Genomic DNA, 25726 nt, shown 5'->3' with positions numbered 1-25726 from the left:
CTCCCACCCCTTTAGTTAGCTAATGTTGGTACTGTTTCGTCTGTTTGATTTTGACTTTTTTCTTTGTTTTTTGTGAAGGACATAATGATGTTGCGGTATTCATCTACTTTTACTGTGCAATACGGAGGCACAACAACCGTTGAATCAAGCTGATCAATAATAGCTGGACCAGAGAACTCAGATAGAACAGGAATTTTCACCCGGTCGTAAACAGCCGTTTCAATAAAGCCGTCCGCTTCTTCAAAATACACTTCACGTGTTTCTTTTAATGCTTCTTCTAACGTTCCTGATGGTTCTTCTTTATTAAATTCTGGTTTATTTACTGTACCAATCGCTTCTACACGCAAGCCGTAAATTTCAATACCTGTTTCCTCGTCTCTGAACGCGAATTCACGTTCATGCTCTTGATGGAAACGTTCAACTGCATTTTCAAGTGATTGCAGCGGTCGATCCACCGTGACAGACAATGTTCTCCACTGGCCTACATAGCGCATATCAACGTAGCGGATTAAATTCATGTTTTCTGGCGCGATGCCTTCTTCTTCAAGCAAGCGGATGGCCTCTTTTTCCATCTCAATAAACTCTTTTTCCACGTCATCCTTTTCAATTTCTGCCACGTTCGCCAAATATGTTTTCGTTACATCATGACGAACATCCACGAGTAAACAGCCCATTGCTGCTGCTACGCCCGGATGAGCCGGCACGATAACGTTTGGTATTTCCATCTCTTTCGCCAATTCCGCTCCGTGAAGAGCACCCGCACCACCGAAGGCAACAAGAGCAAAATCACGCGGATCATAACCGCGGCGCACAGAAATTAAGCGAAGCGCGTCACACATATTAGCATTAGCCACTTTAATAATGGCATCGGCTGCTTCATACACGCTATAGCCCAATTTCGAAGCGACCGTCTTCTCAATCGCTTTAACAGCCGCTTCTTTATCTAATGTCATTTGGCCATCAAGAAGTTTCGTTCCTAACCGGCCAAGCACGACGTTTGCATCTGAGTTTGTCGGCTCCGTTCCGCCTCGTTGATAACAAGCGGGTCCAGGTACAGCACCAGCACTTTGCGGACCATTACGTAAAGAGCCGCCTTCATCGATCCATGATAAGCTTCCGCCGCCAGCCCCGATCGTTAAAATTTCAATGCTTGGGAAGCCAATTGGATAGCCGTATTCAATGTACCAATCTTTCGTTACACGCAAATCGTTATCATACATTAAAGAAATGTCTGTACTTGTTCCGCCCATATCCAGCCCGATGGCATTTTTGAAGCCACACATGTTGGCGATATGTTTACTTGCGATGGCTCCTGCTGCAATTCCGGAGCTTGCCAGGCGGGCTGCATAGCGGGGAACCGTTTCAGATGTCATCACGCCGCCGCCAGAGTGAAGAACAAGAATGTCACCTTTGTAACCAATTCCCTTCATTTCCTCTTCCAGCACTTTAATATACTTACTAATAGTCGGACCAAGAACTGCATTCACAATTGTTGTACTCATCCGCTCATGTTCGAAGATTTCCGGCAATGTTTCAGAAGACGTACAAATGTATACTTCCGGCATCTCTTCTTGTAAAATATCTTTTACGCGTTTTTCATTGTCACCGTTTACATAAGCATTCATAAAACAGATCGCAATAGATTCTACTTGGCGTCTTTTTAATACCCTTGCCAGTTCACGCACTTCTGCTTCATTTACCTCTGTCATAATGTTTCCAGCGAAATCTACCCGCTCTGTTACCTCAAAACGATCACGGCGTTTAATATAAGGCTCTGCTACATCGTTATAAGCATCCCACAGATCAAGCTTCGTCCCGCGGCGGATTTCCGTTACGTCTCGGAAGCCTTTCGTCGTCACAAGTGCAGCTTTTGGTAATTTTCTTTCAATCAGCGCGTTTGTTCCAACTGTTGTACCATGAGAGAACATCGCGATTTGATCACCTGTCAGCTTTGCTTTAGCGATTCCATCCATCATTCCCTTTTCCGGATTAGACGGTGTAGAAGACGTCTTCGTTACGTGGATTTTTCCTGTTTTTTCATCAAATATGAACACATCCGTAAATGTTCCTCCAACATCAACAGCTACATGGTATTTACTCACTTCATCGCCCCCATTGTTTATTAATAAAATGAATGATTCATTTATAAAAATGTTTCTCTGCTGCCTTTTTAGTGCTTTTGGGCACCACCTCCCAAAATGAGTATTGAGACTGAATATTCTGAACTAACTTTCAATAGCAAGCGCTGAATTACGCTTGCTGAACGGTCATTTTTACTTTTTCAATGAGCTGTTCTTTTTCACGGCGCAGCTGGAAGGCCTGCTCAACCGTCACCGCATGAAAGCGGACCACAGAGTGCGGCTTCGCCTGTGAGAGCACACTAAGGTCTGGGCTAATCACGGTGCCTGTTGTCACAAAGCCGCCGCCGCCCGTGCCATCATTCAGTAAAATGATGAGCTCTTCCTCGTTCGGCACAATGACACCGCCAATAGGATAAGGAATATCAACAATGTTGCCCGGACTGTTTCCAGATCCAAATGGGGCAGCCTCTTTTTTATAACGGACACGCCCTCCGTACAGCCGATAAGCTACCCTGTTGGACTGTGTATGAATAGTCCATTCTTGATTGAGCAGCCCCGTTAGCCCCTCGTCACTGATTCTTTCACTGGCAATGCCTAAGACGAGATGAAGATCAAGCTGCCGATTGAAAACAGGCTTGATTTCATTCGGTATGCTTTTTCCAACTTGTCGAAGAACGCCCGGAAGCGGTTCATTAAGCGGAAGCTGATCACCCTTTAACAGCTTTCGGCCTAGCACGCCGGGAAAGCCGCTGGCAAAGCAGGCAGAACGGCTGCCTAAAATTTCCGGTGTGGCGAGCCCTCCGGAGACAGTAAGGTAAGTAAAGATCCCATCGTAAATCTTCCCCACCATCAGCACATCTCCCGGTGATACAGCTATGGGCTGCCAAAGCGGGATCACTTCCCCGTTCAATTTCACTTCTGCTGACGCCCCCGTTAGGGCAATGACGGTCTTTTTTTGAAATTCAATGACCGGACCCGTTAACATCATTTCCAAACCAGCATAGTCAGGCGGATTGCCAAGGAGGGTATTTCCTAGCAAAAAAGAGTATTTATCTGCTGCTCCAGATGGAGGAACGCCCATATGGTAGTGGCCAAACCGGCCAGTATCTTGAATAGTTGTCTTTAATCCTGGTTCAAGTATGTTGAGCACGGTTTAAAATCCCTCCATCAGTTGAGAAATGTAGTGATCACCCTTTTCATCATATTGCTCTACGGAAAACTCAATGGCCTTCACCTTGTATTCATATGTACGCTTTTCTACCTCTTCGCGGATATTATAATATTCCGCCTCTGTTATCGGTCGGTATTTCCATAAATCTCCCGGCTTGGCGAGAAAAAATGAATCCCGGAAGAGAGATAGATTTTGTCCCGGATCGTAGACAGGAACAGCCGAGATTCCAATCAGCTGATAGCTGCCGGTTGATTCCGTCGGATACACGACTGTGAAAGCGCCGCCGATTCCTAGCGCCTCCCCTGGTGTGTAGGACCGCGGACTTGGATATTTTGGTGCTTGAATGATTTTATTTTGCGGCACGCCAAGCGGAAATCCCCACGCTGTCCCTGGCTTGAAGCCAAGTGATGTAATAAAATAAGGCGGTGATGAGTGGGCCGCTATAAAAGCATCCGCCTCCGTGAATCCATTCGCTCTCATAACATGTATAAAGTCATCCCCACCTGCTTCTGGCTGAAGATGCTGGTATCTTTCAATCGTATTTTTTGTAATTTTGTCGTTGTACCAAACCGGAATTTCAATAATCCGGCTGCTAAAATGCAATTCTGAGCGATGACTTTTTTGCTGGTCAATTTCCTGCAAATAATCCAGCAAATGATGGGGAGAGATCGCCGTTGGATCATAACGGATTAAATAGGATGCATTGCTCGGATAAACTTCAATCATGCCAGGGATATTGCGCTTCCTTAATTCATTCGTGATGGAAATGGACTTAAAGTTACTCTCGATTCTCATTTCTGTTGAAATTTCTGCGTAGATGTACTCATCTCCACAAAAGTCAAATTTAGTTTCCGGAAAAATTAGCATGTTGTTTTCTCCTTCATTTGGATGCCTTCTTCATTCTCCGGCTGACTGTCGAGGCGCTGACTCCCAGTGCATCTGACGCCTTGGCCGCTGTTTTATATTTGCCGAGAGCCAGTCGTATCAACTGGTCTTCCACTTCCTGAACCGCTTCCTTCAGCGGCATAATTCCCCGGACAGTTAAGTGACCCGGCTCTTCCGACTCACTGTCCCAGACAGCCCGAAATACATCATCCCCAGAGATCACTTCCTGTTTTCCGATTACGACAAGCCTTTCCATCACATTTTGCAATTCCCGAATGTTCCCCGGCCACTGATAGCTTTCCAACAACTGCAATCCCTCCCTCGACAGCCTTTTTTCCTTATTGTAGGTTTCATTTAATTTTTCTAGGAAAGAAAGAGCGAGTGGAGCAATATCCTCTTTTCTTCTTCTTAACGGTGGGATTTGAAGCGGAACAACGTGCAGCCGATAAAATAAATCTTCCCGGAATGTTTGGGCTGCGACCATTTTTCTTAAGCTTCTATTTGTTGCCGCTAAAACACGCACATCCACTTTAATAGGCACAAGACCGCCGACGCGGACAACCTCGCGTTCCTGTAAGACCCGCAGAAGCTTTACTTGCATATGGAGTGGGATCTCGGAAATTTCATCAAGAAAAATTGTTCCGCCGTCTGCCGCTTCGAATAGCCCTTTCTTTTTTTCTACGGCACTTGTAAAGGCACCCTTTTCATGTCCAAACAATTCACTCTCCAAGAGATTCTCAGGGATCGCACCGCAATTGATCGTCACAAACGGTGCCTCCGCACGCCGGCTGTAAGAATGAATGTGACTAGCCACTACTTCTTTGCCCGCTCCGGATTCTCCGGTAATTAACACAGTTGATTCTGTTTCTGCTACTTCCTTTAGTTTTTTCACAAGCTCTGACATTTCCTGTGAACGATACACTAGCTTTTTCGTTAAATCTGGCACCAGCGAATGGTCGCTTTCTTCCTGTCTCCTCTCGGAAATTTCTTCTGTGCTGACATCACGAGAGAGAACAATGATTTTCTCCAATTTGCCTTTTTTCATGACCGGCGCTGCCGTCGATAGAATCTTTACATTCCCCCGGCTGCTTTGTGTTATGCTGATCCTCTGCTTTTCCTTTAAACAGAGATCCACAATGTTAGGCTCAAATAGACCTTTTGCTTCAAGCTCGTAAATGTTTTGCCCAATTAATTCACCCTTTGAATAGGGCTGCCAAAAGTTTTCGAGAAAAGCACCAGCTATATTGGAAATCTCCCCAGACGGTTGTATCGCCATAATCTGCTCATTAGAGGCTGCATAAATCGTTTGCAGCTCCTCCGTAAGCTCACGGACAAACTCCAATCCGCTTACTGCTTTTTCTAAATGCTCCTGCAGGTAAAATACATGAACGACTCCCTCTATTTGCCCCTCATGGTATACAGGTGAAAAGTGGCCTGTCATCTTTTTAAAATTAAAGGAACTGTCTACACCAAATTTCCTCTCTCCTGCCAGGATCTCTTCCAAATCCACATCGGCGGCAACGATTTTCCTATAATTTCTTCCTGCCAAGATGGAACGGGGCAATCCTAAAATCTGGCCGGCGGTCTCATTCATAAAATTTACTTCAAACTGCCGGTTTGTTGTGACAATACCGATTTCAGCACTGTTCAAGCTATGATTTAAAATCTCCAACTGCAGCTCAGCAAGCTGATTTTTTGCTTCTTGCATCGTGATATAGCCTACTATTTCTCTCTGTTCATTCATGCCAGCAACGATATGGCAGTTGTGGCAAAACTCCACCCAGCTCGTTTCACGAACAAGAAGCAGGTCTTTTTTATACTGAATCCGCTGATTCAATGACTCGGCTCCCTTTACTTGTTTCATCAAAGCGCCGAGCGTGAGATAACCAACAAGTTCCTCTTTTTCATAAACAAATGCCGTCTGGCTCTCTTCCCGGGTAAGCAAGCTGATAGCATCTTGTACCGTTGCTTCACTTGATACGCCGGGTGGCAAAGGCAATAAGATCTCCTGCCATTTCCATCTCATCATGACCAAACCCCTTTCCATCGCATCAACGGGAAAAGAACCTTTTATGTGTCAGTCAAACGACTGAAACGTATTTGAATACGTTTACATCTGCTTTTCTATAAGCAAGTATCGTGCCAAACAGAGACTAACACATAAATAAAACAAAAATTCTGAAAAGAAGGCTTCTTCTAATGCGATTTAGGCTCTCCTCTTTTTCCCCTTGTCTGCAACGCTATTCGACAGTTCTCCTGATAATCCCTTTTTCATTCTTGCAGAATTGCAAGTTAACTTGCAATTCTGCAAGAAGACTTTTCTATGATAAAGCAATAGACAACGATTTCTTTTTAACTCTTTTTACAAAAACAGAAAAGCTTTCAGAGCAAACACAATTTTGCTTCATATATAGAAAACTGTATAGAAGGAAAAGTAACTTATGCGGTCCCGAAACACTCTATTTAGACTCTATGAAAATAATCAAACAAACAGGTGAACAAACTTGCAAAAATGCATCCTGAGCATTTAGGAAACAGATTAACTCAGCCCCTTGTTCCCTTTACTGTGTATAGACGAAGCAGCTGCTCTGCAGTTTGGTTCAATTGACGGACAGCGGTCTCAGGGTTCATCGCTTGTTCAATCGTAAGACAGTCTGTCTGAATAGAGAAAATACCGTCGAAATATGGGTGGAGTGCCTCGATATCTTTTCCAAGTCTGCCGGCAAGAGCGATCACGGTTTTATCATGCAACTTTGCAAGTTTTGCTATGCCAACCGGTACTTTCCCAAGCAAGCTTTGTCCATCCAGGCTGCCTTCTCCCGTGATAACTAAGTCAGCCCACTTCATGTCCGCTTCCAGGCCGGTTAACTCTATCACCATTTGAATGCCCGATACGATTTCACCGCCAAGCGCTGCAGCTATAGCCCCGCCGAGCCCGCCGGCCGCTCCACTCCCTCTCGTCTCCTGCACGTCTATTCCGTACGCTTCTTGAAATAAACGAGCGAGCTTTTGCAACTTCTCATCAAGCTGCTGCACCTCGCGCTCATTTGCTCCCTTTTGTGGGGCAAACATATAGGCGGCTCCCTCTTGCCCATGGAATGGATTCAGGACATCACTCGCTGCAAGAAACCGTGTTTCTCGAACAGCTGGATGAACCTGCTCATCAGAAAGTGAATCTACACACAGCAGTGGATTGCCCGCTGTGCGGATTTCGTTTTTGTCACGATCATATAACCTCCAGCCAAGCGCCTGCAGCATCCCCAGACCGCCGTCATTTGTGGCACTGCCGCCAAGTGAGATGATGACTTGGCGGAACCCATCATCAAGTGCCGCTTTAATCTGTTCACCAAGCCCATATGTATTCGCCATCATCGGTGACCGTTCTTTCTCCGACAGCAGAATTAAACCACTGCTTTCTGCGCATTCTACCAAAGCTGCCGGCTTTCCCTCATAGTCAATCGCAAGGTAGGAAGCTTCAATTGGCCGCATGAGCGGATCATGAACGGTTAGCTTTTGAGGCATGCCCGTTAACGCTGCTATTGTGCCTTCACCGCCATCTGCCATCGGCACCACTTTCACCTTAGCGTGCGGAACAGCTTTTGCCACTCCCTCTGCTATCGCTTCTCCGGCAGCAATAGCTGAGAGCGACCCTTTAAATGAATCAGGCGCGATTAAAATGTTCATCTTGACCCCTCTTTCTATGTTTTTCTTTATCTTAGCTGAATCAGGGAGAAATCCCTCTATTTTTAATTGTAAATAAAGGAGGAACTTAAAAAGGAGACAAAATGAGATGACTATCCCAATTTGCCTCCTTTACTTCTGCTCGTCCACTTACACTATTTTACTTTCCTCTAAAAGCGCTTGTGATAAGAACTAATGCCGTAATCCAGTGCATCACCATACCGACGAATGGAATCCAGCCAACCACAGAGGTAATAATACCAAGAATGCTGCCAGCTAAGCTTTTTCCGGCATTTAAGGCAATCAGCAACGTAATAATATGCAAAATCGCCATAAATCCAAGCGGTGCCCAGGCGTGTCCCATAATAAAAAATCCACCGATCAGCGGTATGCCAAGGAAGGCTTCTATGCCGCCCGTGATCCATTTCATTGTACTTGTCATGTACGTTCTCTCCTTTTTCTCCGATCCTTTATACCTTATTTACGAGCAGATCGGAAAAAAGTTTCAATTATATTCTTTTTTTGACAAATGGAGCAAGTGAATAAAAGTGCCAGCCAACGCTCCTAAATTGGTGTTCTTTTCCATGACAGCCATTGCTAGTTTCGATATAATAAAAGATCGCCAAAATTAAAAAAGTGAGGTTTTCGTTGTGTATAGAGCGCAGACGTGGTTATCACTTAATTTCTTTGCTTTTTTCTTTACATGGGGTGTTTTTTTACCTTATTGGACGGCCTGGCTCATTGCCGATAAAGGTGTAACCGTTGAATCGGCAAGCACCATCATCGCTGCTGGCTTATTCATCCGTTCTTTTTCCACCTTTTTCATCTTTCCATCATTAAGCGCTAAGTTTTCCATCGGCACATTGATCAAAGCTTTTCCAGCAGTGAGCACCCTCCTGCTTTTTGTTTTTATCCCTTTTGATTCCTTTTACGCGATCATGACAGCCATGATTTTATTCAGCTTAGTTTACCCGTTAATGTTGCCTCTAACAGAAAGTATCGGAACGATGATGCAAAACGAAGGAGTCCAATACGGAAAAAGCCGTTCCTGGGGCTCGATCGGCTATGCCGTCGCTTTAGTTGTTGTCGGCGGAGTAACCGCCTCTTTTGGAGATACTTCTATCATCTATGTGATGATGCTTGGTTCTTTATTTATGATAGGAGCCGCTTTTTATTACACACCAGCTTCTTTAAAAAAGCGATCCAAAACACACTCTGTCCCTTTTCGTTCCCTCTTTCATTCTAAGCGTTTCGTGATCGCGATGGTCATTTCTCTATTGGTCCAAGGGGCACATGCTTCTTATTATAGCTATGGCTTTATTTACTTGCAGGATTTAGGCGTCAGCAACACATGGGGTGGTGTCATTCTAAATGTTGCCGTTGTTTCCGAGATTCTTTTTTTCGCCGTTGCTGACCGGATGCAGAAGCAGACACGCATTTCTTCCATGTTCCTTATTTCAGCTGTCGCCTCTATCGTGCGCTGGTCGCTCTTATTTTTATTTCCTAATGTGGCAGTCTATATAGCGACCCAACTTTTACATTCCCTGACTTTTGCATTGGCACACTTCGCTTTTATCCGTCTTCTTTACGAAGAATTTGACAGTCGTGAAATCCCAGCGGCTCAAGGAATGTACGCTTCCCTCAGCATGGGATTAAGCTCTTCGCTGCTGACAGTCGCTGGCGGTTATTTATACAAAGAAGAACCCGGGCTTGCTTTTTTAGGAATGGCGTTCGTTCTGGTTCCTGCTATTGGGTGCATTTTTTATTTCAAGAAAAAATTTGAAAGTTCTGTTCACTCGTGAGACGGATTTTAAAATCCTCTGCTTCACCTGACTTTTTCACTTATACTGGGATATATACATACAAAGGAGAGAGCCGAATGAAGATTGTAAAAGCTGAACTCTTTGGCATTCATTTGCCATTGAAATCCCCTTTCATTATTTCTTATGCCACGTTTGATTCTATGCCATCTGTTATTCTTAAATTAGAAACAGATACCGGACTAATCGGTTGGGGAGAAGCCGTGCCTGATGAACATGTAACAGGTGAAAACTTTTATAGCTGTATCGAAGTGTTGCGGCACATTCTTTTACCAGCCGTTCTGGGGGAACATCCCTTCCAAATCGAACACCTTCATCATAAAATGAATCAAGCGATCACTGCCAATCCAGCCGCAAAAGCTGCAATCGATATTGCCTGCTATGATGTAATGGGCAAAGCGGCTGGACTGCCTGTGTACGATCTGATCGGTGGAAAGAGTCATACAGAATTGACTTATCCAAAAGTGTTAAGCATCGAAGAACCAGAAGTAATGGCGGAAAAAGCACAAGCAGCCATCCAAAACGGTTTCCACTCATTAAAGCTAAAAGTCGGCCTGGATACACAAATGGACGTCAAACGAATTCAGGCAGTTCGGGAAGCAGTCGGTTTTGATATTCCTATTCGGGTAGACGTCAATCAAGGCTGGCACACCTATACGGCGGCGATTCAGGCGCTGAAACAGCTTGAACCTTTACAGCTTGCCTGGGTGGAACAACCAATCCGAATGGGCGATATTGATGGCCTGGCGCAAATCAAGCAGCATTGTACGATTCCACTTATGGCGGATGAATCCATCCAAAATGGCGAACAATTAATGGAAATGATTAAAAAAGAAGCAGTGGATAAAATCAATATTAAGTTAATGAAGAGCGGCGGTATCTTTCCGGCTATTCATATCGCCAAAGCCGCTGAATACGCTGGAATCGACTGCCAGATCGGCTCCATGGTGGAATCATCAATCGGCTCAGCCGCCGGCTATCACACTGCAATCTCTCGGAAGAACATTACGAGCACCGAATTGACCGGCCCATTGCTGTTCAGTAAGGATATTGGCGACCTCTCATATGAAGTGCCTTTTGTTCACCTCAATACAAAACCAGGCCTCGGCCTTGTGATCGATGAATCGATCTTAGAAGAACTAACCGTCTCTCGAGCGATGATAAAATAAGAAAGGAGGATCATTCGTGAAGAAGATAGACAACCAGCTAATGGATATTTTCCAGCACTTGCATACTCACCCCGAAGTTAGCTGGAAAGAAAAAGAAACAACTGCTTATATTGCAGATTTATTAAAGAAAGAAGGAATTTTTGTTTCTCTATTTGATGATTGTACAGGACTAATCGCTGAAGTTGGCAATGGCAAGCCAATCGTAGCCGTCCGTGCTGATATAGATGCCCTTTGGCAAGAGGTAGATGGCGTTTTCCAAGCCAATCACTCATGTGGACATGACGCCCATATGTCTATCGTGATCGGTACCATTTTACAGCTGAAAGATCAAGTAACGAACGGTACAGCCCGCTTTATTTTTCAGCCGGCTGAAGAAACGGGAAGCGGCGCCTTGAAAATGGTTGAAAAAGGCGTAGTCGATGATGCAGACTATTTATTCGGTATTCATTTGCGCCCGATTGAGGAGCTGCCCTTCGGCAAAGTAACTCCATCCATTCACCACGGCGCGGTTACCTTTCTAACCGGAAAAGTAATAGGTGACGATGCGCACGGCGCCCGCCCTCATCAGGGAATTAACGCAATCGATGTCATTTCTGCGCTCAATGAACAGCTAAAGTTGATCCACTTTTCACCTTTTGAACCGTACTCTGTGAAAATGACTCACGTCGAAGCCGGCGGCCAAAGCTTAAATATCATTCCTGGCTCTGCTAAATTTGGGCTCGATGTCCGTGCTCAAAAAAATTCAGTCTTAATGGACATGCAGAAAATCATTGAAAAGAAAATCAAAAAAGTGAGCCAGCTATTTGAGGTGAAAATTGAAACAGAGTGGCTGGATTTCACTCCAGGAGCGGAAGTGGCGAAAGAAGCCGAAGAATTACTGCGTGAAAGCATTCTTGAATATGGCGGCCGCGCCATGCTGGCGGACCCGCTGATCACATCAGGCAGTGACGATTTCCACTTTTATACGATTAAACGGTCAAAATTAAAAGCCGCCATGATGGGAATCGGGGCCGACTTAAAGCCAGGATTGCATCACCCCAAAATGTCTTTTGACCCGCGTGCCATCCAAATTGGCACTGATATATTAACCCGCGCTGTGCTAAACGCCTTAAAAGAATAACGAAAAGCCGACTGCTACATGTTCTCTACAGCAGCCGGCTTTTATTTTTTAAACGAAAACCTATCGAACAATACCTTGCTCATAGCTTCGGACCTGTTGTTCACGAATCCTCACCATTCCGCGCCCATTGTCCACGCACCGGCAACTTTGGATTATATTTTTCATCAAAAAAAGCCGGCAGTTGCCGGCTTTTGACTTAGTTTAAAATCGTAACGTTGACTGTACGACGTCCCCAGTTAAGAGCTTCAGATTCTGTTGGCACGTGGATATCAATGCGATTCCCTTTGATGGCACCGCCTGTATCACCTGCAACAGCTGTACCGTACCCTTCTACATGCACTTTTGAACCTAGCGGAATGACATTAGGGTCCACTGCGATGACTTTCGCATTTCGATTAGCATTTAAATCAATGCCTGTCGCTGTCACACCTGAACAGCCAGCACATTCTGCTGTATAAGCAGTAGCAGAAACAGAAATCGTTTTTCCTTGTGGAGCTTGAGCTGGTGCTGATGCTGCCTTAGTCTCTGCTGCCGGTCTTGAAGCTGATACTCCTTTTACCTGACCGGAAAGAGAAAGCTTATCACCCGCATAAATTCTGTCAGAAGACAGGCCGTTAATGGCTTTTAATGATTGTACAGACAAACCGTTTCTAGAAGCAATTTTGAATAAAGTATCTCCAGGTTTAACAGTGTATGTACCGTTTCCGTTGGATGCTGCAGAAGCTGTTCCTGACGCTTTGCCTCCTACTTCTAATCTTTGATTAGGAAAAATTAAATCAGATGATAAGCTATTAGCAGATTTTAATTGTTGAACTGTTGTATTGTGATTTTTAGAGATGCCCCATAATGTATCTCCACTTTTTACTGTATATGTTTGTGCGGATGCAGCTGTTCCAAAAAGACCTCCGCCGATCATTGTAGTAGCTGCAAGTGCGATAATTTGTTTTTTCATGATAGAAAAACCTCCTGATTGTTCTAACACGCGGTAACTTCCCAGTTTAGCTTTCCAATGAAGTGGGAAAATAAGAAACAACCGCCTGCAAGAAACTTTTTTTAAAACTATGCGTCCAGTGGCACTATTGATAAGGAATGAGATTTATATAAACAACGCGGTCATCCACTCGATAACCCGCTGACGAAATTCATTGTATCATGCGAGGGCGTGTAATGATTTTAAGATGCCATTACGCTTTTCCGCCTTATATAACGTTCTTGTTACAAAAAGATACTTTATGCATACTTGTAACTTCGATGAAATAAATAAGACAATTCCTGCAAGCTGTAGAATGCGTTTTTTTCTTTTCGTGGATAAAGATTCTGTTATATTTGATTAGTGGTTTTCACTTCAGGCGGACGCTTTTCCCCTAATTAACTATTGAACAATGAACATTTATCTTTATTAGAACCTAAACAAAAAAAGAAACCCGCAAAGCGGATTTCTTTTTTTCTTACAATCTATTTATTTCAAAATCTGTACTTTTACTGTTCGTACTCCCCAGCGAGATGCTTGTGCTTTATTCGGAACATGAACATCGATTTTATTCCCTTTAATAGCACCGCCTTTATCAGCGGCAACCGCTTGGCCATATCCTTCTACATATACTTTTGTGCCAAGTGGAATCACTTTTGGATCAACCGCAATTACTTTTGCGTTTGGGTTTTTCTTTAAGTTAATGCCTGTTGCTGTAACTCCTGAACAACCTTTACATGAAGCTGTATAAGCTGTTGATTTCACTGTAATAACTTTTGCTGCTTTGACTGCTGCCTGCGGCTTGCTTGCAGCTTTCGTAGTTGTATTTTGAAGGACCAATTTTTGGCCGACTTTGATGTGTTCTGATTTTAAGTTATTCCATTGTTTTAATTGATTAACAGTCGTCTTATACTCTCGTGCAATGCTCCATAATGTATCTCCCTGTTGTACTGTGTGACTTACTGACGCTGCTTCTACAGCAGACGTGCTAAATAGTACGCAAGCAACAACTAAAGACATAATAGCTTTCCTCACGAATGAAAGACCCCCTTGTTTTTCTCTAACATGTGCCTCATTCTACCATTTAAATATAACGAGACTATTACACTAGCATGTTTGTTTCTTTACACACACATTTCAAACGTTATAATATTCTGAAATAAAACTTCTTCTTCAAAAATCGGCACAAACCTTGATATAACAAGGGTTTTGTCGTATTTAATCGTTTTAGAAAATAGCAGTTATTTCATTGCTATTTTAAAGTCTAGCCCTTTATTTGTTACATTATTTTACGATCGTTATCTATTATGACACCTTCAAATCCCCTCACTTTTTATCAAATTCTGTTAGATTATATTGGTATGAAGGGAGGGAGTTGTATATAATAAAAAAAGATGTCAATTTATATTACTTCATTGGAGGATGTTAGATGATTTATCGTGTGCAGCTAATTAAAGGGCTGTTTCGCCCGAACGATCGTTTTTATCAGCTGGACCATGCGGAACAATTTAAAGGATTATGGAGCCGTATCTCTTTATTAATCATCATGAGTACAGCCTTATACTTTCTAAGCGGCCTATTAGGCATCCAATCTGAATCCGTTTCTGCCCATCTGGCAAACATAAACAACGCGGAATTTCAGGGACAAAAAATGTGGTTCATGATCGGGAGCACCATTTGGGGCTTTCTATATCCACTTATTATTCTGTTCCTGCCTGCGCTTTTATTTTGGATTTTTTTAGAAATAGATTTTCGAAAATTAGTTGTTTTGCAATCATTTGTTTATGTCATTTATCTCATTGAATTTTGCTTATTGATCCTATTAAATATGACGCTCGCTATTCCGAGAGACTCTTCCCCTTTTTCGCTCGGCGTGCTTGCTCAATATGCAACAAAAAATGAATTAGTAACGAGCTTTTTCAGCTTTATTACACTTTTTCAAATTTGGGCCATCAGTCTGCAGTATAAATTTTTAACACAAAGCTCGGCAAAAAGTCCGCGTTTTGTTCTTTTATTAATTTTGGCCGTGACTCTTGCACTCTGGCTCTTTTCCACCTTATTTACATCCATCCAGGTTGGCCGCTTATTTTAATAGAGAAGGAGACGGCGAAATAAATGAAACGAGTAAAGAAATCAGTCTGGCTAACAGCAAGCGTGCTGATTATTGCCGGCAACCTTTATTTAACTCTTAAAGAAGACAGCAAAGCTGACCGATCACAATGGCTGTCGGAATGGAAGCAGTCAGCGAATGATGATGTCGTTGAAACCTTCCAGACGACCGGCGTCATTACCCCGGCAGATGAATATCCAATTTACTTTGATAAAAATGAGGGTACATTTCTCAGATTCCTCGTAGAAAAAGGACAAAAAGTCGGTGCAGGCACACCGCTATTTGAATATTCATCCTCCCGTCTTGAACAAGAGATAGAAGAACTGAAAGCAGAAAAAACACAAACTGAGAAACAGATTCAGCTAATCGATGGACAAATAGCTAAATTAAATTCCATTTTAGATGAGATCAAAAAAGAAGCGAATGATGAGACAGACGATAAAAAAGAAAAAGACAGTGCAGCCAAAGTAACGGTTGAAAAAGACATCATTGACCAGGAAACAGAAAAGCTTAAACTGCAAGAGGAAATTAGCAAGTATGATACGTTAATTTCACAAGCTGAGTCAAAGAAAAGCAATCTGGTCGTGAGAAGTGAAAGAGAAGGAATTGTTAAAACGTTAAATTCCCGGTTAGATAACCCAATTATTACGATTCGTTCGCCGGAAGCAGCCGTTCAAGGCGTCTTTAACGAACAGCAAATGAACAAGGTAAATGAAGGATTGATGATTCATGCTTCCGTCGATCCTCTGCCCGTTACGTTTCATGGAGAAATCTCCAGTATCGAAAAATTCCCAGAACAAGAACCTTCTGTCAAAAGAAAAAGCCTGTACCCATTCACTGCACAGCTCGACAAAAGTACAATGGAAGAAGCAGCTAATCAATTATTGCCAGGCATGAAAGCGAACGTGACAGTCGTCACAAAAGAGGCATTACAAGCTGTAACGGTTCCAGCTTCTGCTCTAATCAAGGACGGCAAGAAGTCATACGTGCTTGTCTTAAATGCAAAGGGCCAAATTGAAAAAAGAGACATTAAAAAAGGACTGCTCGTTGACGGCATTCAAGAAATTAAGAGCGGATTAAAGCCTGGCGAAAAAGTAGTCGCCCATCCCGAAGAGCTCTTAACCGATCATGGCGGATTTGTTACGCCGCTTGATTATACAGCCGTACAAAAACAGCAGCTGCAGCAAATGTCCAAAACAGAACGGCTTAAATTATTGCTAATGGGAATATTGTCTTAAAACACGCAACAGAGGGAAAAACCGCTCTACTGCGATAATAGACAAAGTCTGCTATATATACCATCGGATTGACTGCAAGCGTTTGTCTTTCAAGGCGCGACACCTGGCGAGGAGCGGAGTGACCAAAAGGGTCATGAGCACCGCAGACAGGCGAGCAACGAAGAAAGCGAACGTTTGTCAACAGCTTGAACAGAGCGAAAAATCGCTCTGTTTTTTTTCATTCTCCCCCTTCTTTTTTCCTAACAATCTGCTAAACTATGAATGATATTGAAAAAAATGGAGGAAAAGGAATGAACAATAAAAAGAGGATCTCCCTTGCCATTTTCTTATTTACTCTTATGCTCTTGCCTTTCACGAACGCTGTTTCTGCAGCTGGAGAAGAGCATTATATGAAAGTGGTACGAGATTCCGAATTCTATGTAACAAATGCAGACGACGATAGCACAACAACCTCTCCTATTCCGGCTGGTACAAATGTAAAGCTGCTGACTGAAGGGACCGATAAAACAAAGGTCGATTGGAACGGCCGGCAAGGATGGATTCCTTCAGCCGATTTAACAGCCGTCAGTAATTGGGATATTTATCCGCAGGCCACCCGTTTTGAAACAACGGCGGACGCTGCCATTTATAAGAAAGCGAATGGAAAGTTCACGAAATTTGCCCGTGCATTAAAAGGAGAGACTTTTCTAAAAACAGGCGAAGAAGCTGGTTATGTAACAATTAACTTCAGCGGACAGCCTGCTTATATTTTAAAAGCAGAAACGACTCCTGTGACGACAACTTCCCTGCCCGGCGGTGTCCAATCCGGCACTCCCTATAAAAATAAAGCGATAACGAAAAAAGTGACTGATCTTTTCTATAGTAAAGACAACACTCTTACTTCTATGGCAAGGGTGCAGTCAAACGAAATGATTACCTTCACTGCCACCTACCGTGATTACTACATTACAGACATCGGCGGCCGAAACGCTTACGTAAAGAAAAGCGATGTTACTTTATTTAGCGGAAATTATGTAAATCCTTTTACTGCCTATTCATACGAACAAATGACGGCTGATTTAAAAAAATTCGTACAATGGTATCCGGGGATTGCTTCCTTAGAAGTAATCGGAAAATCGGTGGATGGCCGGAATCTCTATGCTCTGAAGCTTGGCACCGGTAAAGAAGAAATCATGATCAACGCCTCCCATCATGCCAGAGAGCACATCACTACCAATCTAACCATGGAAATGATCGATCAATACGCTTACGCCTACGAAACAAATGGAAAAATCGATGGCTATTCTGCTCGACAAATCCTTAACCGTGCGTCTATTTATTTTGTGCCGATGGTCAATCCAGATGGAGTGGCACTCGTTCAAAAAGGAGCCAGCAGTGCTAAAAACAAGGCTGCAGCCTTAAGAATCAACGGCAATAAAACAAGCTTTGCTGCTTGGAAAGCTAATGTACGCGGCGTTGATTTGAACCGGCAATACCCAGCCAAATGGCCAACGATCTGCTGTAACCCCGGCAAACCAAGCCCGCAAAATTATAAGGGACCAAAGCCGCTGAGTGAGCCAGAAGCGAAAGCATTATACGATTTTACATTAAATCATCACTTCAAAACGACCGTTTCTTATCATAGCTCCGGCCAAATTGTCTTTTGGCATTTTGGACAAACAGGCGCTTTGAAAACACGTGACTACAATTTAGCAGTAAAAGTAAATAAAAAGACCGGCTATCGCCTCGTCTCTCCGCAGCCAAATCCAAGCGGCGGCGGTTATAAGGATTGGTTCGTCCAATCTCAGAAAAAACCAGGATTTACCATCGAAGTAGCTCCTTACGTCGGCAATGGCCCAGTACCGATCAGTTACTTCTCTTCTATTTGGAAACAAAATAACTCAATCGGGCTTATGCTCGCAAATGAAACGATTAAATAAACAAAAAGGCTGCTCCTATTTAGGGCAGCCTTTCGTAGTTAAACCAAAACCGCTCAAACGTGAGTAACTTCACCTGAGCAATGAACAAATCGCCACTATCGTCTTTTCTTCATCTCGACGATAGGGAATAGCAAGTAGGCAGCATCGCGGCCAACGCCGCAGATTAACGCAGAGCCGCGTTGGTATTGCCAAGGAAGGCCAATAAAGTACATGCCCTTCACCGGACTGATCCCCCGCTGATGGATCGGCTTGCCTGCTAAATCAATCGCTTCTTGTATTTGAATCCACTCATAAGAGGGCACAAAGCCTGTAGACCAGACAATATTAGGGAAAGAAACCGTACTGCCATCCTCAAACGTCGCTTCCATCCCTTTTAAGCAAACGACTTTTGGTTTTAATGTGACTTTGTCTTTTTTAAGTAAGTTCTTTAATTCCTTCCCAAAGATCGGATCACTTTGCCGTCTAAACCACTCTCCCTTTTTCGTATCAATTCCCGCGTATAGGAGTCCGGCCCATTCTAGCCAACTAAAAATACTTTTGCTTAAAAAGCGCAGCGGCAAAAATTTAAAAGGATGATTCACAGCTAATGTAACCTCTCGATCAGCTGCCAATTCAACAGCAATTTGTGCACCTGAATTTCCTCCTCCTACTACTAAAACCGCTCCTTCAGAAAGCTGGTTAGGGGCAAGATAAGAAGAGGAGTGAAGTTGAAAAGGCATTCTCTCCTCTTCACCGATCACTGGAGGAATAAATGGCTTTTGAAAGGCGCCTGATGCCACCACTACTTGCTCTGCTTTCAAAGTTCCCCGTGTCGTCTCGATCTCAAATAGATTTTCAGATTTTTTTATCTTTTTTACAAAGGTCTCAAGCTGTACAGGCAAATGAAAATGACTAGTATACTCCTCTAAATAGTCAGCGATTTCATCTTTTGTTGGAAATCCTTCAGGCGAACCGCTCATTAACAGGCCCGGCAAGGAGCTGTATTTTCTAGGCGTGAAGAGCACCAAAGAATTATAGCGCTTCCGCCACGAATCACCTATTCTCTGATGGTTATCCACTAAAAGAAAAGAAAGCCCCGCCTGCTTTAAATAATATCCCATCGCTATGCCGGCTTGTCCCGCCCCAATTACAATGACATCATAAGGATTCATATCCTCTTCTCCCAAAAGTAGATTGTAAAAAACACAAAGTAGTTGTCGCTGCCAACCACTTTGTGTTTCCTTTGTTACCAAACGTTTTTTCTATTTAACTGTCAGTTTATATGGCTGTGAGGAAGCGCGGCCTTCTGTTTCACTGATTTCGATGAAATATTTTCCTTTTTTCAGCGAGATCACAGCTAATTCCTCATCCCCGCTTCCATATTGATCAAAGCTCTGAACAAGTACGCCTTTTGCGTTGTAAATTTCAATCTTGCCGTCTAGTCCGCTCTCCATTTCAAGCTTCAAGGAGAATGTTTTAGTCTTCGCAACATTTAAAGCAAAATGATCAACGTCACCGAACGGAACACCGGCATTTATATAACCCTTGGCGCCTAAGTGCCCATCCATCTTCTTCAAGGAAATCGGCTTCTGAGGCACATGGTTAACCACTTTGCCATCGCCGTCCTTTAACGCATCTTTCATATCTGCAACCTTTACTTCATATGGCTGGAGGCTTGGCTTGACTGACAGAAATGGACTAACTGCCACAAAATAGCCTGTTCCCTCTTTTGCCACGAAAGAAAGATTGGCTTTTGTTTCAAATGAGAGTTCCAGCAAATTAGGACCAAACGGAATGGACTTTAACTGCTCGTCCTCATCTATGATCTTATCACCATTTGTATCTTCAATAAGGGCACCAGAGAAAATAGCTGGCTGACGAAGGTCATATGGAATTGCTGCTTTTTCAGCTGCTGTTAATTTCCCTTGATTAAGAGTTAAACGATAGACCGCTTGTTTACCAACATTTTTAACATAATAAAAATCGGTATCTCCTGGAAAAATGAAATAGTTTTTCACTGCTTGTCCGGCTTTTAAGACGCGTGCTTTCTCAGGGTTGTTTTCATCCTGATCCGCTTCTTTCGGCATATTGGCTGCTTTTTTCGAGCGAATCGTGTAGGAGTCTGCGGAAATATTGTACATTTGATTCGTTAAACGCAGAATGTACGTTTCTCCTTTTTTCAGGGCGATGGTCGTGTTGTTATTTTTCGCCCCGCCAAGCAGGGTCATGATCATATTAAGGATGTCGTCTTCTCCGGCTGAAATCGGGATCAACTCTCCTGTTTCCTTATCGTGCTGCAGAATAGATAACATCGGCAGCTGACTTGAGCCCTTGTCAGTGTTAAATTCATAAATTCCATTCTCAGACGGAGTGAAAGAATAATAGTCTTCATCTCCTTCTACTTGGAAGTAGCCAGATATTGCTTTCCCTAACGTATAAGGAATAGCCTGGGCTAAGATGGCTTTTATTGTTTCATCTTCCATTTCCTCTGGTGGCTCTTCGCCATCCGTATCCTCCGTTGCATCAATGGCTTTTGCTTCTGCATATTCCGTTAGATCCATCGTACCCTTTTCGAGTGCAGCCTCTAAATCTTTTTTCAACGGCAGGCCATCTTCATCTTCAGGAAGCTGCTTTTCTTCTACTTTTAGTTCGTATGGATAAGCAGATGCCTCATAATCAGCAAACTCAAACGTCCCTGGATTCATCGTTAATAAATCGAGAAGAGACCCTATGTCCCCCATACCGCTAAAAGATTCATTTGTGACGGCGAGCTTATATTTCACTCCAGGCACCGCTTTAAAAGAAAGAGATTCTCCTTGGCTGATGCCGTGATCATTGGTCTCGGCAATCGTTTCTTCTGTACTTGTTCCTTCTTCCTCCGTTACAACAGATAATCTCATGGCGGAATTCACACCAGGCAAGGCAGATAAGGAAACAGAAAGCACTTTTGCTTCATCAACGGCGATACTGTAATAGTCATAATCAGGCATTCCCGCCTCTTGCGGATATAACGTGAAATTCCCTTTTTTATAAGGAAGTGACTGAATGCTTACAGGATTCTCAGCCGTATCGGGATCTGCTTTCAACCCGCTGATTTTTTCAGCTGTGAACGTATAGGATGACAAACCGGATGTACTATAGTTGCCGTTCACATCCTTTATGCCAATAACGAGGGTGCCCTTTTCTTCGGCCGTAAATAAGTGGCCTTCCTTCTCGCCAGCACGGCCTTTGTTATGCTCCATCAGCATCCCTTCTTCAGCCTCTGCTCCTTCAGGAATAAAGTAAAAATCCATCCCATAATCGTAATTGCGGCTTGCTTCCAAGGAGGTTTGCACATGCTCGTTTTCATTTAAATGCACTTTAAACCATTGTGTTTCTCCTGGTGTCTTGAGCTGTCCCTTGATCGTATTCTTGCCTGCCTTTAACGTCTTCGCAGAACGGATAAGGGTTTCCCCTGTCCATACTGGCTGTTTCGGCAGCTTCTTCACATCATATGAAAGCGCAGCAAGCGGGTTCACTAATCCATTCGCATAAGTGATGTCATATCCCTTAGCGCCTAAGTCTGTTGCTGTTTTTTCTAGAATGTTCTCAATATCATAGGATGTTAACTCCGGATGCTTTGACTTCAACAAAGAAACAACACCAGCTACCATCGGGGCAGCCATGGATGTTCCTGTTAATGAGGCGAAACTGGACCCTTTCCCTTCCTTCTCATAAGCTGTGCTATAAATATCTTCTCCCGGAGCTACGATATCAACTGAAGGTCCAAAGTTCGAGCTGTCCGATAATTTCTTATTGCGGTCAACATTCCCTACACTAATAACGCCCGGATAAGAAGCAGGATAAGAATACATATCTGTCGATTCGTTGCCAGCAGCGGCTACCACCACTGCCCCGCTGTCAATGGCTTCACGGATCGCTTCTTCCACAAGCGGTGAAGAAGCAAAGCCGCCAAGACTGAGGTTAATTACATCTGCCCCTTTAGAAACGGCGTATAAGATTCCTTCTGCAATCGTAAAATCATTTGCCGCTACTTTGCCGTTAAAGACGTCCACAGGCAAAATTTTGGCATTTGGATTAATACCGTGCCCACCAATGCCGTTATTAGCTTTAGCAGCAATGATGCCTGCAACGTGTGTTCCATGTAAATCACGAATTGGATTGTTGGCCGGGTCTGCAGCATTGTAGGGCGGAAGCAGCTGGTCTTTCAAATCTGGGTGTTTATAATCGACTCCCCCATCCACAACGGCTACCACTACTCGGTGTTTTCCGGAAAGCTTCAGTGCTTTCTCCATATTCAGAAGCGGCAAATAGTACATTTTATCTTTTTTCGGGTCTCCTTGTGGAGCAGCAAATTGTTTATACTTTATGCTTGGTGTAATAGAAGAAATTCCTTTTTGCTGTCGATATACTTTGACGATATCACTTACTTTTTTGGACTTTGGCACTTGAACAACATCGTAGCCCAGCTTTGGCAGTGAACGAACAAGTACCGTCCCCGCTTTTTTGTGAATGCTTTTATCGAGCGATTTAGTGTATTTAATAACGAGTGTATTCGTGTCGACTAATTCATTCATTTCCTTTATAGCTTTGTATGCTTCCTTGTTTTTCACGGAAGCAGCTTCAGTCACTGCTGTCTGTTCAGAGGCCTGTTTAAAAACTTTTAATTCGTCGTTATGCACAGCTGCACCAGTGGCTGTTGGAAAAACCATGACAGCAGAGAGACCAAGGGCCAACACCTTTTTCCACGTGTTCATTTTATGTTATCCTCCAAATTTTTTTGTTTACCCAATTAATAATAGCTTAAAAGGAAGAAAAATAGTTTGTTTTTTATATATTTTTTGAAATAAGGGTTATTTTTTCCATATAGTAGACAAAAAAGCTACAGCCGTTATTAAATCGGCTGCAGCTTTTTTCATTAGATAATCCGAGTTGTTACAACGCCTTCAATTTGGCTAATTTTTGCTTCTAATCCTGGAATGACATCACCGTTCACTTTATTGTCAATGTCAATCATTGTATAAGCGTAATCGCCACGGCTTCTGTTCACCATGTCTGCGATATTTAAGTTGTAATCAGATAGAGCAGATGTAATCTGTCCAACCATGTTTGGAATGTTGCGATGGTATACCGTCACACGACGCTTTCCAGTGTAAGGAAGAGAAGCGTTTGGCATATTCACAGAGTTTTTAATGTTTCCTGTCTCTAAATAGTCTTTTACTTGACGAGCCGCCATAATCGCACAGTTTTCTTCTGATTCTTTCGTAGAAGCACCAAGATGCGGAATTGGCACCGCGTTTTTCATTTTTAAGACATTTTCATTCGGGAAGTCCGTTACATATTTGCCGACTTTGCCGCTTTCAAGGGCAGCTGCCATATCTTGCTCGTTCACAAGCTCACCACGAGAGAAGTTCAAAATATGAACGCCTTCTTTCATGATGTCAAACGTATTGGCGTTGAACATGCCTTTCGTTGTATCGGTAAGCGGAACGTGAACTGTAATGTAATCACTTTGCGCAAACAACTGTTCAATCGTCATCGCACGTTGAACGTTACGAGATAAGCTCCACGCTGTGTCGACAGAAATGAATGGATCAAAACCGATGACATCCATATCCAAGTCAAGAGCATCGTTCGCAACGAGCGCCCCAACCGCACCAAGTCCAATAACACCAAGTGTTTTACCTTTAATTTCTTTTCCGACAAATTGCTTTTTACCCGCTTCCACAAGCTTTGGAATTTGATCGCCTTGGCCTTCAAGACCTCTCGTCCAAGCGATACCAGCAAACACATTACGAGAAGAAGAAATTAAGGTAGTGAGTACAAGCTCTTTTACCGCGTTTGCGTTTGCACCCGGTGTATTGAAAACAACAATGCCGCGTTCCGTATAGTCGCTGACCGGAATGTTATTCACACCGGCACCAGCACGGGCAACAGCTTTCACATTTTCACCGATTTCCATGTCATGCATGTTAAAGCTGCGCAAAACGATGGCATCAGGGTTTTGGCTGTCATTATCGATTGTAAAATTTTCTTTATTAAAAACATTTAAGCCGCATTCGGCAATGCTATTGAGTGTTTTAATAGTAAACAACTGTCCGTCTCCCCTTTTATTGTGCGTGTTTTTCTTCGAATTCTTTCATAAATTGAATAAGTGCTTCGACCCCTTCAGTTGGCATTGCGTTATAGATACTAGCACGCATTCCTCCAACAGAACGGTGGCCTTTTAACGTTTCAAGACCAGCTGCTTTCGCTTCCTTCACAAAGGCTGCATCCAATTCAGCAGATGGTGATACGAAAGGAATGTTCATAATAGAACGGCTGTCCTTTTTAACTGGAGATCGGAACATGTTCGATTGTTCAAGAAAATCGTATAGCAGTTCTGCTTTTTTACGATTGATCTTCTCCATTTCCTTTAAGCCGCCAAGCTCTGTAAGCCATTCAAACACAAGCTTCGCGATATAAATGCCATAAGTCGGCGGTGTATTGTATAAAGATCCGCTTTCGCTATGTGTTTTATAATCTAGCATCGTTGGACAGCTTTCCGGTGCGCCTCCGATCAAATCTTCTCTAATAATGACAACTGTTAAACCAGCTGGCCCGATGTTTTTCTGGGCACCGGCATAAATTAAGCCGAATTTCGATACGTCAATTTCTTCTGATAGAATATTAGAAGACATATCAGCAACGAGCGGCACGCCGCCTGTATCCGGAATGTTTCTGAAAGCCGTTCCTTCTATAGTATTGTTCGTTGTAATATGTACATAGTCGGCTTCCGGATCAATCATGCTGCTGTCTATCTCAGGAATATAGCTAAAGTTTTCATCTTCTGAAGAAGCAATAACACGAACATCGCCATATTTCTTTGCTTCCTTAATTGCTTTTTTAGACCATGAACCAGTATTCACGTAATCTGCTTTTTTACTGTTTGTGAGCAAATTTAGCGGCACCATGGCAAATTGCTGAGAAGCGCCTCCCTGAACAAACAGTACTTTGTAGTTATCTGGAATGTTCATTAAATCTCTCAGCAGCTGTTCCGCTCCGGTAATAATATCCGTGAATAACCCCGAACGATGACTTAGCTCCATGACAGACATGCCAGAGTCTGCATAATTAACTAATTCTTTTTGTGCTTTTTCTAATACTGGCAGCGGCAACATCGAAGGTCCTGCCGAAAAATTGTATACTCTCTTCACGTGAACTCCCTCATTCATTTTAAATTTGGAAATCTGAAAATTTATACATTAATAATATTCATGAATTATAAATTATTCGCGATCACATATCAAGGGGAGGTCCAGTAACTTTCTTCTTACTTTTTCATTGATACCGCTTTCATTGCTTTTCTAAAGGGACTGAAAAAAATTACGAACATTTTTTGTCTTTTTTATTAATTCGTTCGCTTTATTTAGTTTTCTACAAAACTAAAAAAGAGAACGCTTTCTTTGATTTTTCCTATTTTTTAGATTAGAAATGTTAAACGAAAAAAATGTTGTAATGATGATCTTCTTTGCTTTTTACGCAAAATACCGAGTTATTTTTCGTATTTTTGACAAGAATGTCTGCTCTATTTTGCGACATTG

18 protein-coding genes are annotated in these 25726 nt (G+C 43.0%); 6 read left to right on the top strand and 12 right to left on the bottom strand.

Annotated features, from left to right (window positions below):
* Positions 1-11: 11 nt before the first annotated feature.
* The 6 genes from A8F95_RS09510 to A8F95_RS09485 all read right to left on the bottom strand — a co-directional run bounded on the left by A8F95_RS09510 (position 12) and on the right by A8F95_RS09485 (position 8260).
* Complete coding sequence (locus A8F95_RS09510; RefSeq protein ID WP_065410285.1) at positions 12-2102, bottom strand: hydantoinase/oxoprolinase family protein; 2091 nt, start codon at positions 2100-2102, stop codon at positions 12-14.
* A gap of 148 nt (positions 2103-2250) precedes the next feature.
* A complete protein-coding gene (locus tag A8F95_RS09505; RefSeq protein WP_065410284.1) occupies positions 2251-3231 on the bottom strand; it encodes a 5-oxoprolinase subunit C family protein in 981 nt (326 codons plus the stop codon).
* A gap of 3 nt (positions 3232-3234) precedes the next feature.
* Entirely contained in the window at positions 3235-4119 is an 885-nt protein-coding gene (locus A8F95_RS09500) for a 5-oxoprolinase subunit B family protein (RefSeq protein ID WP_065410283.1), read from the bottom strand.
* 13 nt (positions 4120-4132) lie between these two features.
* The gene (locus tag A8F95_RS09495; protein WP_077247299.1) at positions 4133-6166 is read right to left on the bottom strand and encodes a sigma 54-interacting transcriptional regulator; all 2034 of its coding nucleotides are present in this window, start codon (positions 6164-6166) and stop codon (positions 4133-4135) included.
* Positions 6167-6681: 515 nt separating this feature from the next.
* Positions 6682-7821: a glycerate kinase family protein gene (locus A8F95_RS09490; protein WP_065410282.1), complete on the bottom strand. Its 1140-nt coding sequence runs from the start codon at positions 7819-7821 to the stop codon at positions 6682-6684.
* 157 nt (positions 7822-7978) lie between these two features.
* Positions 7979-8260, bottom strand: coding sequence for a hypothetical protein (locus A8F95_RS09485; RefSeq protein ID WP_049665015.1), 282 nt, complete (start codon positions 8258-8260; stop codon positions 7979-7981).
* A 208-nt stretch (positions 8261-8468) separates the two neighbouring features.
* Here A8F95_RS09485 and A8F95_RS09480 point away from each other — a divergent pair, with 208 nt between their 5' ends.
* The 3 genes from A8F95_RS09480 to A8F95_RS09470 all read left to right on the top strand — a co-directional run bounded on the left by A8F95_RS09480 (position 8469) and on the right by A8F95_RS09470 (position 11927).
* The gene (locus A8F95_RS09480) at positions 8469-9620 is read left to right on the top strand and encodes an MFS transporter (RefSeq protein ID WP_065410281.1); all 1152 of its coding nucleotides are present in this window, start codon (positions 8469-8471) and stop codon (positions 9618-9620) included.
* Positions 9621-9697: 77 nt separating this feature from the next.
* Positions 9698-10807, top strand: coding sequence for a mandelate racemase/muconate lactonizing enzyme family protein (locus tag A8F95_RS09475; RefSeq protein ID WP_065410280.1), 1110 nt, complete (start codon positions 9698-9700; stop codon positions 10805-10807).
* Positions 10808-10847: 40 nt separating this feature from the next.
* On the top strand, positions 10848-11927 hold the full coding sequence (locus tag A8F95_RS09470; protein WP_425414991.1) for a M20 peptidase aminoacylase family protein: 1080 nt from the start codon (positions 10848-10850) through the stop codon (positions 11925-11927).
* Between the two features lie 196 nt (positions 11928-12123).
* On the opposite strand, the gene A8F95_RS09465 is transcribed toward A8F95_RS09470, so the two are convergent.
* Positions 12124-12879, bottom strand: coding sequence for a LysM peptidoglycan-binding and 3D domain-containing protein (locus tag A8F95_RS09465; protein WP_065410278.1), 756 nt, complete (start codon positions 12877-12879; stop codon positions 12124-12126).
* Between the two features lie 507 nt (positions 12880-13386).
* Positions 13387-13932 (bottom strand): 3D domain-containing protein, encoded by a 546-nt coding sequence (locus tag A8F95_RS09460; RefSeq protein ID WP_065410277.1) that lies wholly within the window; start codon positions 13930-13932, stop codon positions 13387-13389.
* A gap of 394 nt (positions 13933-14326) precedes the next feature.
* Between A8F95_RS09460 and A8F95_RS09455 the strand changes: the two genes are divergently transcribed.
* The 3 genes from A8F95_RS09455 to A8F95_RS21685 all read left to right on the top strand — a co-directional run bounded on the left by A8F95_RS09455 (position 14327) and on the right by A8F95_RS21685 (position 18164).
* Positions 14327-14989: a hypothetical protein gene (locus A8F95_RS09455; RefSeq protein ID WP_065410276.1), complete on the top strand. Its 663-nt coding sequence runs from the start codon at positions 14327-14329 to the stop codon at positions 14987-14989.
* 23 nt (positions 14990-15012) lie between these two features.
* Positions 15013-16245 carry an efflux RND transporter periplasmic adaptor subunit gene (locus tag A8F95_RS09450; RefSeq protein WP_065410275.1) on the top strand — a complete coding sequence of 411 codons (1233 nt, stop codon included), beginning with the start codon at positions 15013-15015 and terminating at the stop codon, positions 16243-16245.
* A gap of 290 nt (positions 16246-16535) precedes the next feature.
* A complete protein-coding gene (locus A8F95_RS21685) occupies positions 16536-18164 on the top strand; it encodes a M14 family metallocarboxypeptidase (protein WP_176713666.1) in 1629 nt (542 codons plus the stop codon).
* A gap of 95 nt (positions 18165-18259) precedes the next feature.
* Here A8F95_RS21685 and A8F95_RS09440 read toward each other — a convergent pair whose 3' ends face one another.
* From A8F95_RS09440 to serC, 4 genes are all read right to left on the bottom strand, one after another.
* Positions 18260-19315 carry a flavin-containing monooxygenase gene (locus A8F95_RS09440; RefSeq protein WP_065410274.1) on the bottom strand — a complete coding sequence of 352 codons (1056 nt, stop codon included), beginning with the start codon at positions 19313-19315 and terminating at the stop codon, positions 18260-18262.
* 90 nt (positions 19316-19405) lie between these two features.
* A complete protein-coding gene (locus A8F95_RS09435) occupies positions 19406-22900 on the bottom strand; it encodes a S8 family peptidase (RefSeq protein ID WP_065410273.1) in 3495 nt (1164 codons plus the stop codon).
* A gap of 161 nt (positions 22901-23061) precedes the next feature.
* A complete protein-coding gene (locus A8F95_RS09430) occupies positions 23062-24237 on the bottom strand; it encodes a phosphoglycerate dehydrogenase (protein ID WP_065410272.1) in 1176 nt (391 codons plus the stop codon).
* A 16-nt stretch (positions 24238-24253) separates the two neighbouring features.
* Complete coding sequence (gene serC, locus A8F95_RS09425) at positions 24254-25339, bottom strand: 3-phosphoserine/phosphohydroxythreonine transaminase (protein ID WP_065410271.1); 1086 nt, start codon at positions 25337-25339, stop codon at positions 24254-24256.
* Positions 25340-25726: the final 387 nt, after the last annotated feature.

It is taken from the genome of Pseudobacillus wudalianchiensis (genome assembly GCF_001685015.1).
Classification (GTDB): Bacteria; Bacillota; Bacilli; order Bacillales; family Domibacillaceae; genus Pseudobacillus; species Pseudobacillus wudalianchiensis.
The sequence above is the reverse complement of the archived record's forward strand: the minus strand, read 5'-3'. Positions and strand labels throughout refer to the sequence as shown.

Bases quoted from the DNA above. Each gene is read 5' to 3' on its own strand.
- A8F95_RS09500 (WP_065410283.1), bottom strand. From the start codon at position 4,119: ATGCTAATTTTTCCGGAAACTAAATTTGACTTTTGTGGAGATGAGTAC.
- A8F95_RS09495 (WP_077247299.1), bottom strand. From the start codon at position 6,166: ATGATGAGATGGAAATGGCAGGAGATCTTATTGCCTTTGCCACCCGGC.
- A8F95_RS09490 (WP_065410282.1), bottom strand. From the start codon at position 7,821: ATGAACATTTTAATCGCGCCTGATTCATTTAAAGGGTCGCTCTCAGCT.
- A8F95_RS09485 (WP_049665015.1), bottom strand. From the start codon at position 8,260: ATGACAAGTACAATGAAATGGATCACGGGCGGCATAGAAGCCTTCCTT.
- A8F95_RS09475 (WP_065410280.1), top strand. From the start codon at position 9,698: ATGAAGATTGTAAAAGCTGAACTCTTTGGCATTCATTTGCCATTGAAA.
- A8F95_RS09470 (WP_425414991.1), top strand. From the start codon at position 10,848: ATGGATATTTTCCAGCACTTGCATACTCACCCCGAAGTTAGCTGGAAA.
- A8F95_RS09465 (WP_065410278.1), bottom strand. From the start codon at position 12,879: ATGAAAAAACAAATTATCGCACTTGCAGCTACTACAATGATCGGCGGA.
- A8F95_RS09455 (WP_065410276.1), top strand. From the start codon at position 14,327: ATGATTTATCGTGTGCAGCTAATTAAAGGGCTGTTTCGCCCGAACGAT.
- A8F95_RS09450 (WP_065410275.1), top strand. From the start codon at position 15,013: ATGAAACGAGTAAAGAAATCAGTCTGGCTAACAGCAAGCGTGCTGATT.
- A8F95_RS21685 (WP_176713666.1), top strand. From the start codon at position 16,536: ATGAACAATAAAAAGAGGATCTCCCTTGCCATTTTCTTATTTACTCTT.
- A8F95_RS09440 (WP_065410274.1), bottom strand. From the start codon at position 19,315: ATGAATCCTTATGATGTCATTGTAATTGGGGCGGGACAAGCCGGCATA.
- A8F95_RS09435 (WP_065410273.1), bottom strand. From the start codon at position 22,900: ATGAACACGTGGAAAAAGGTGTTGGCCCTTGGTCTCTCTGCTGTCATG.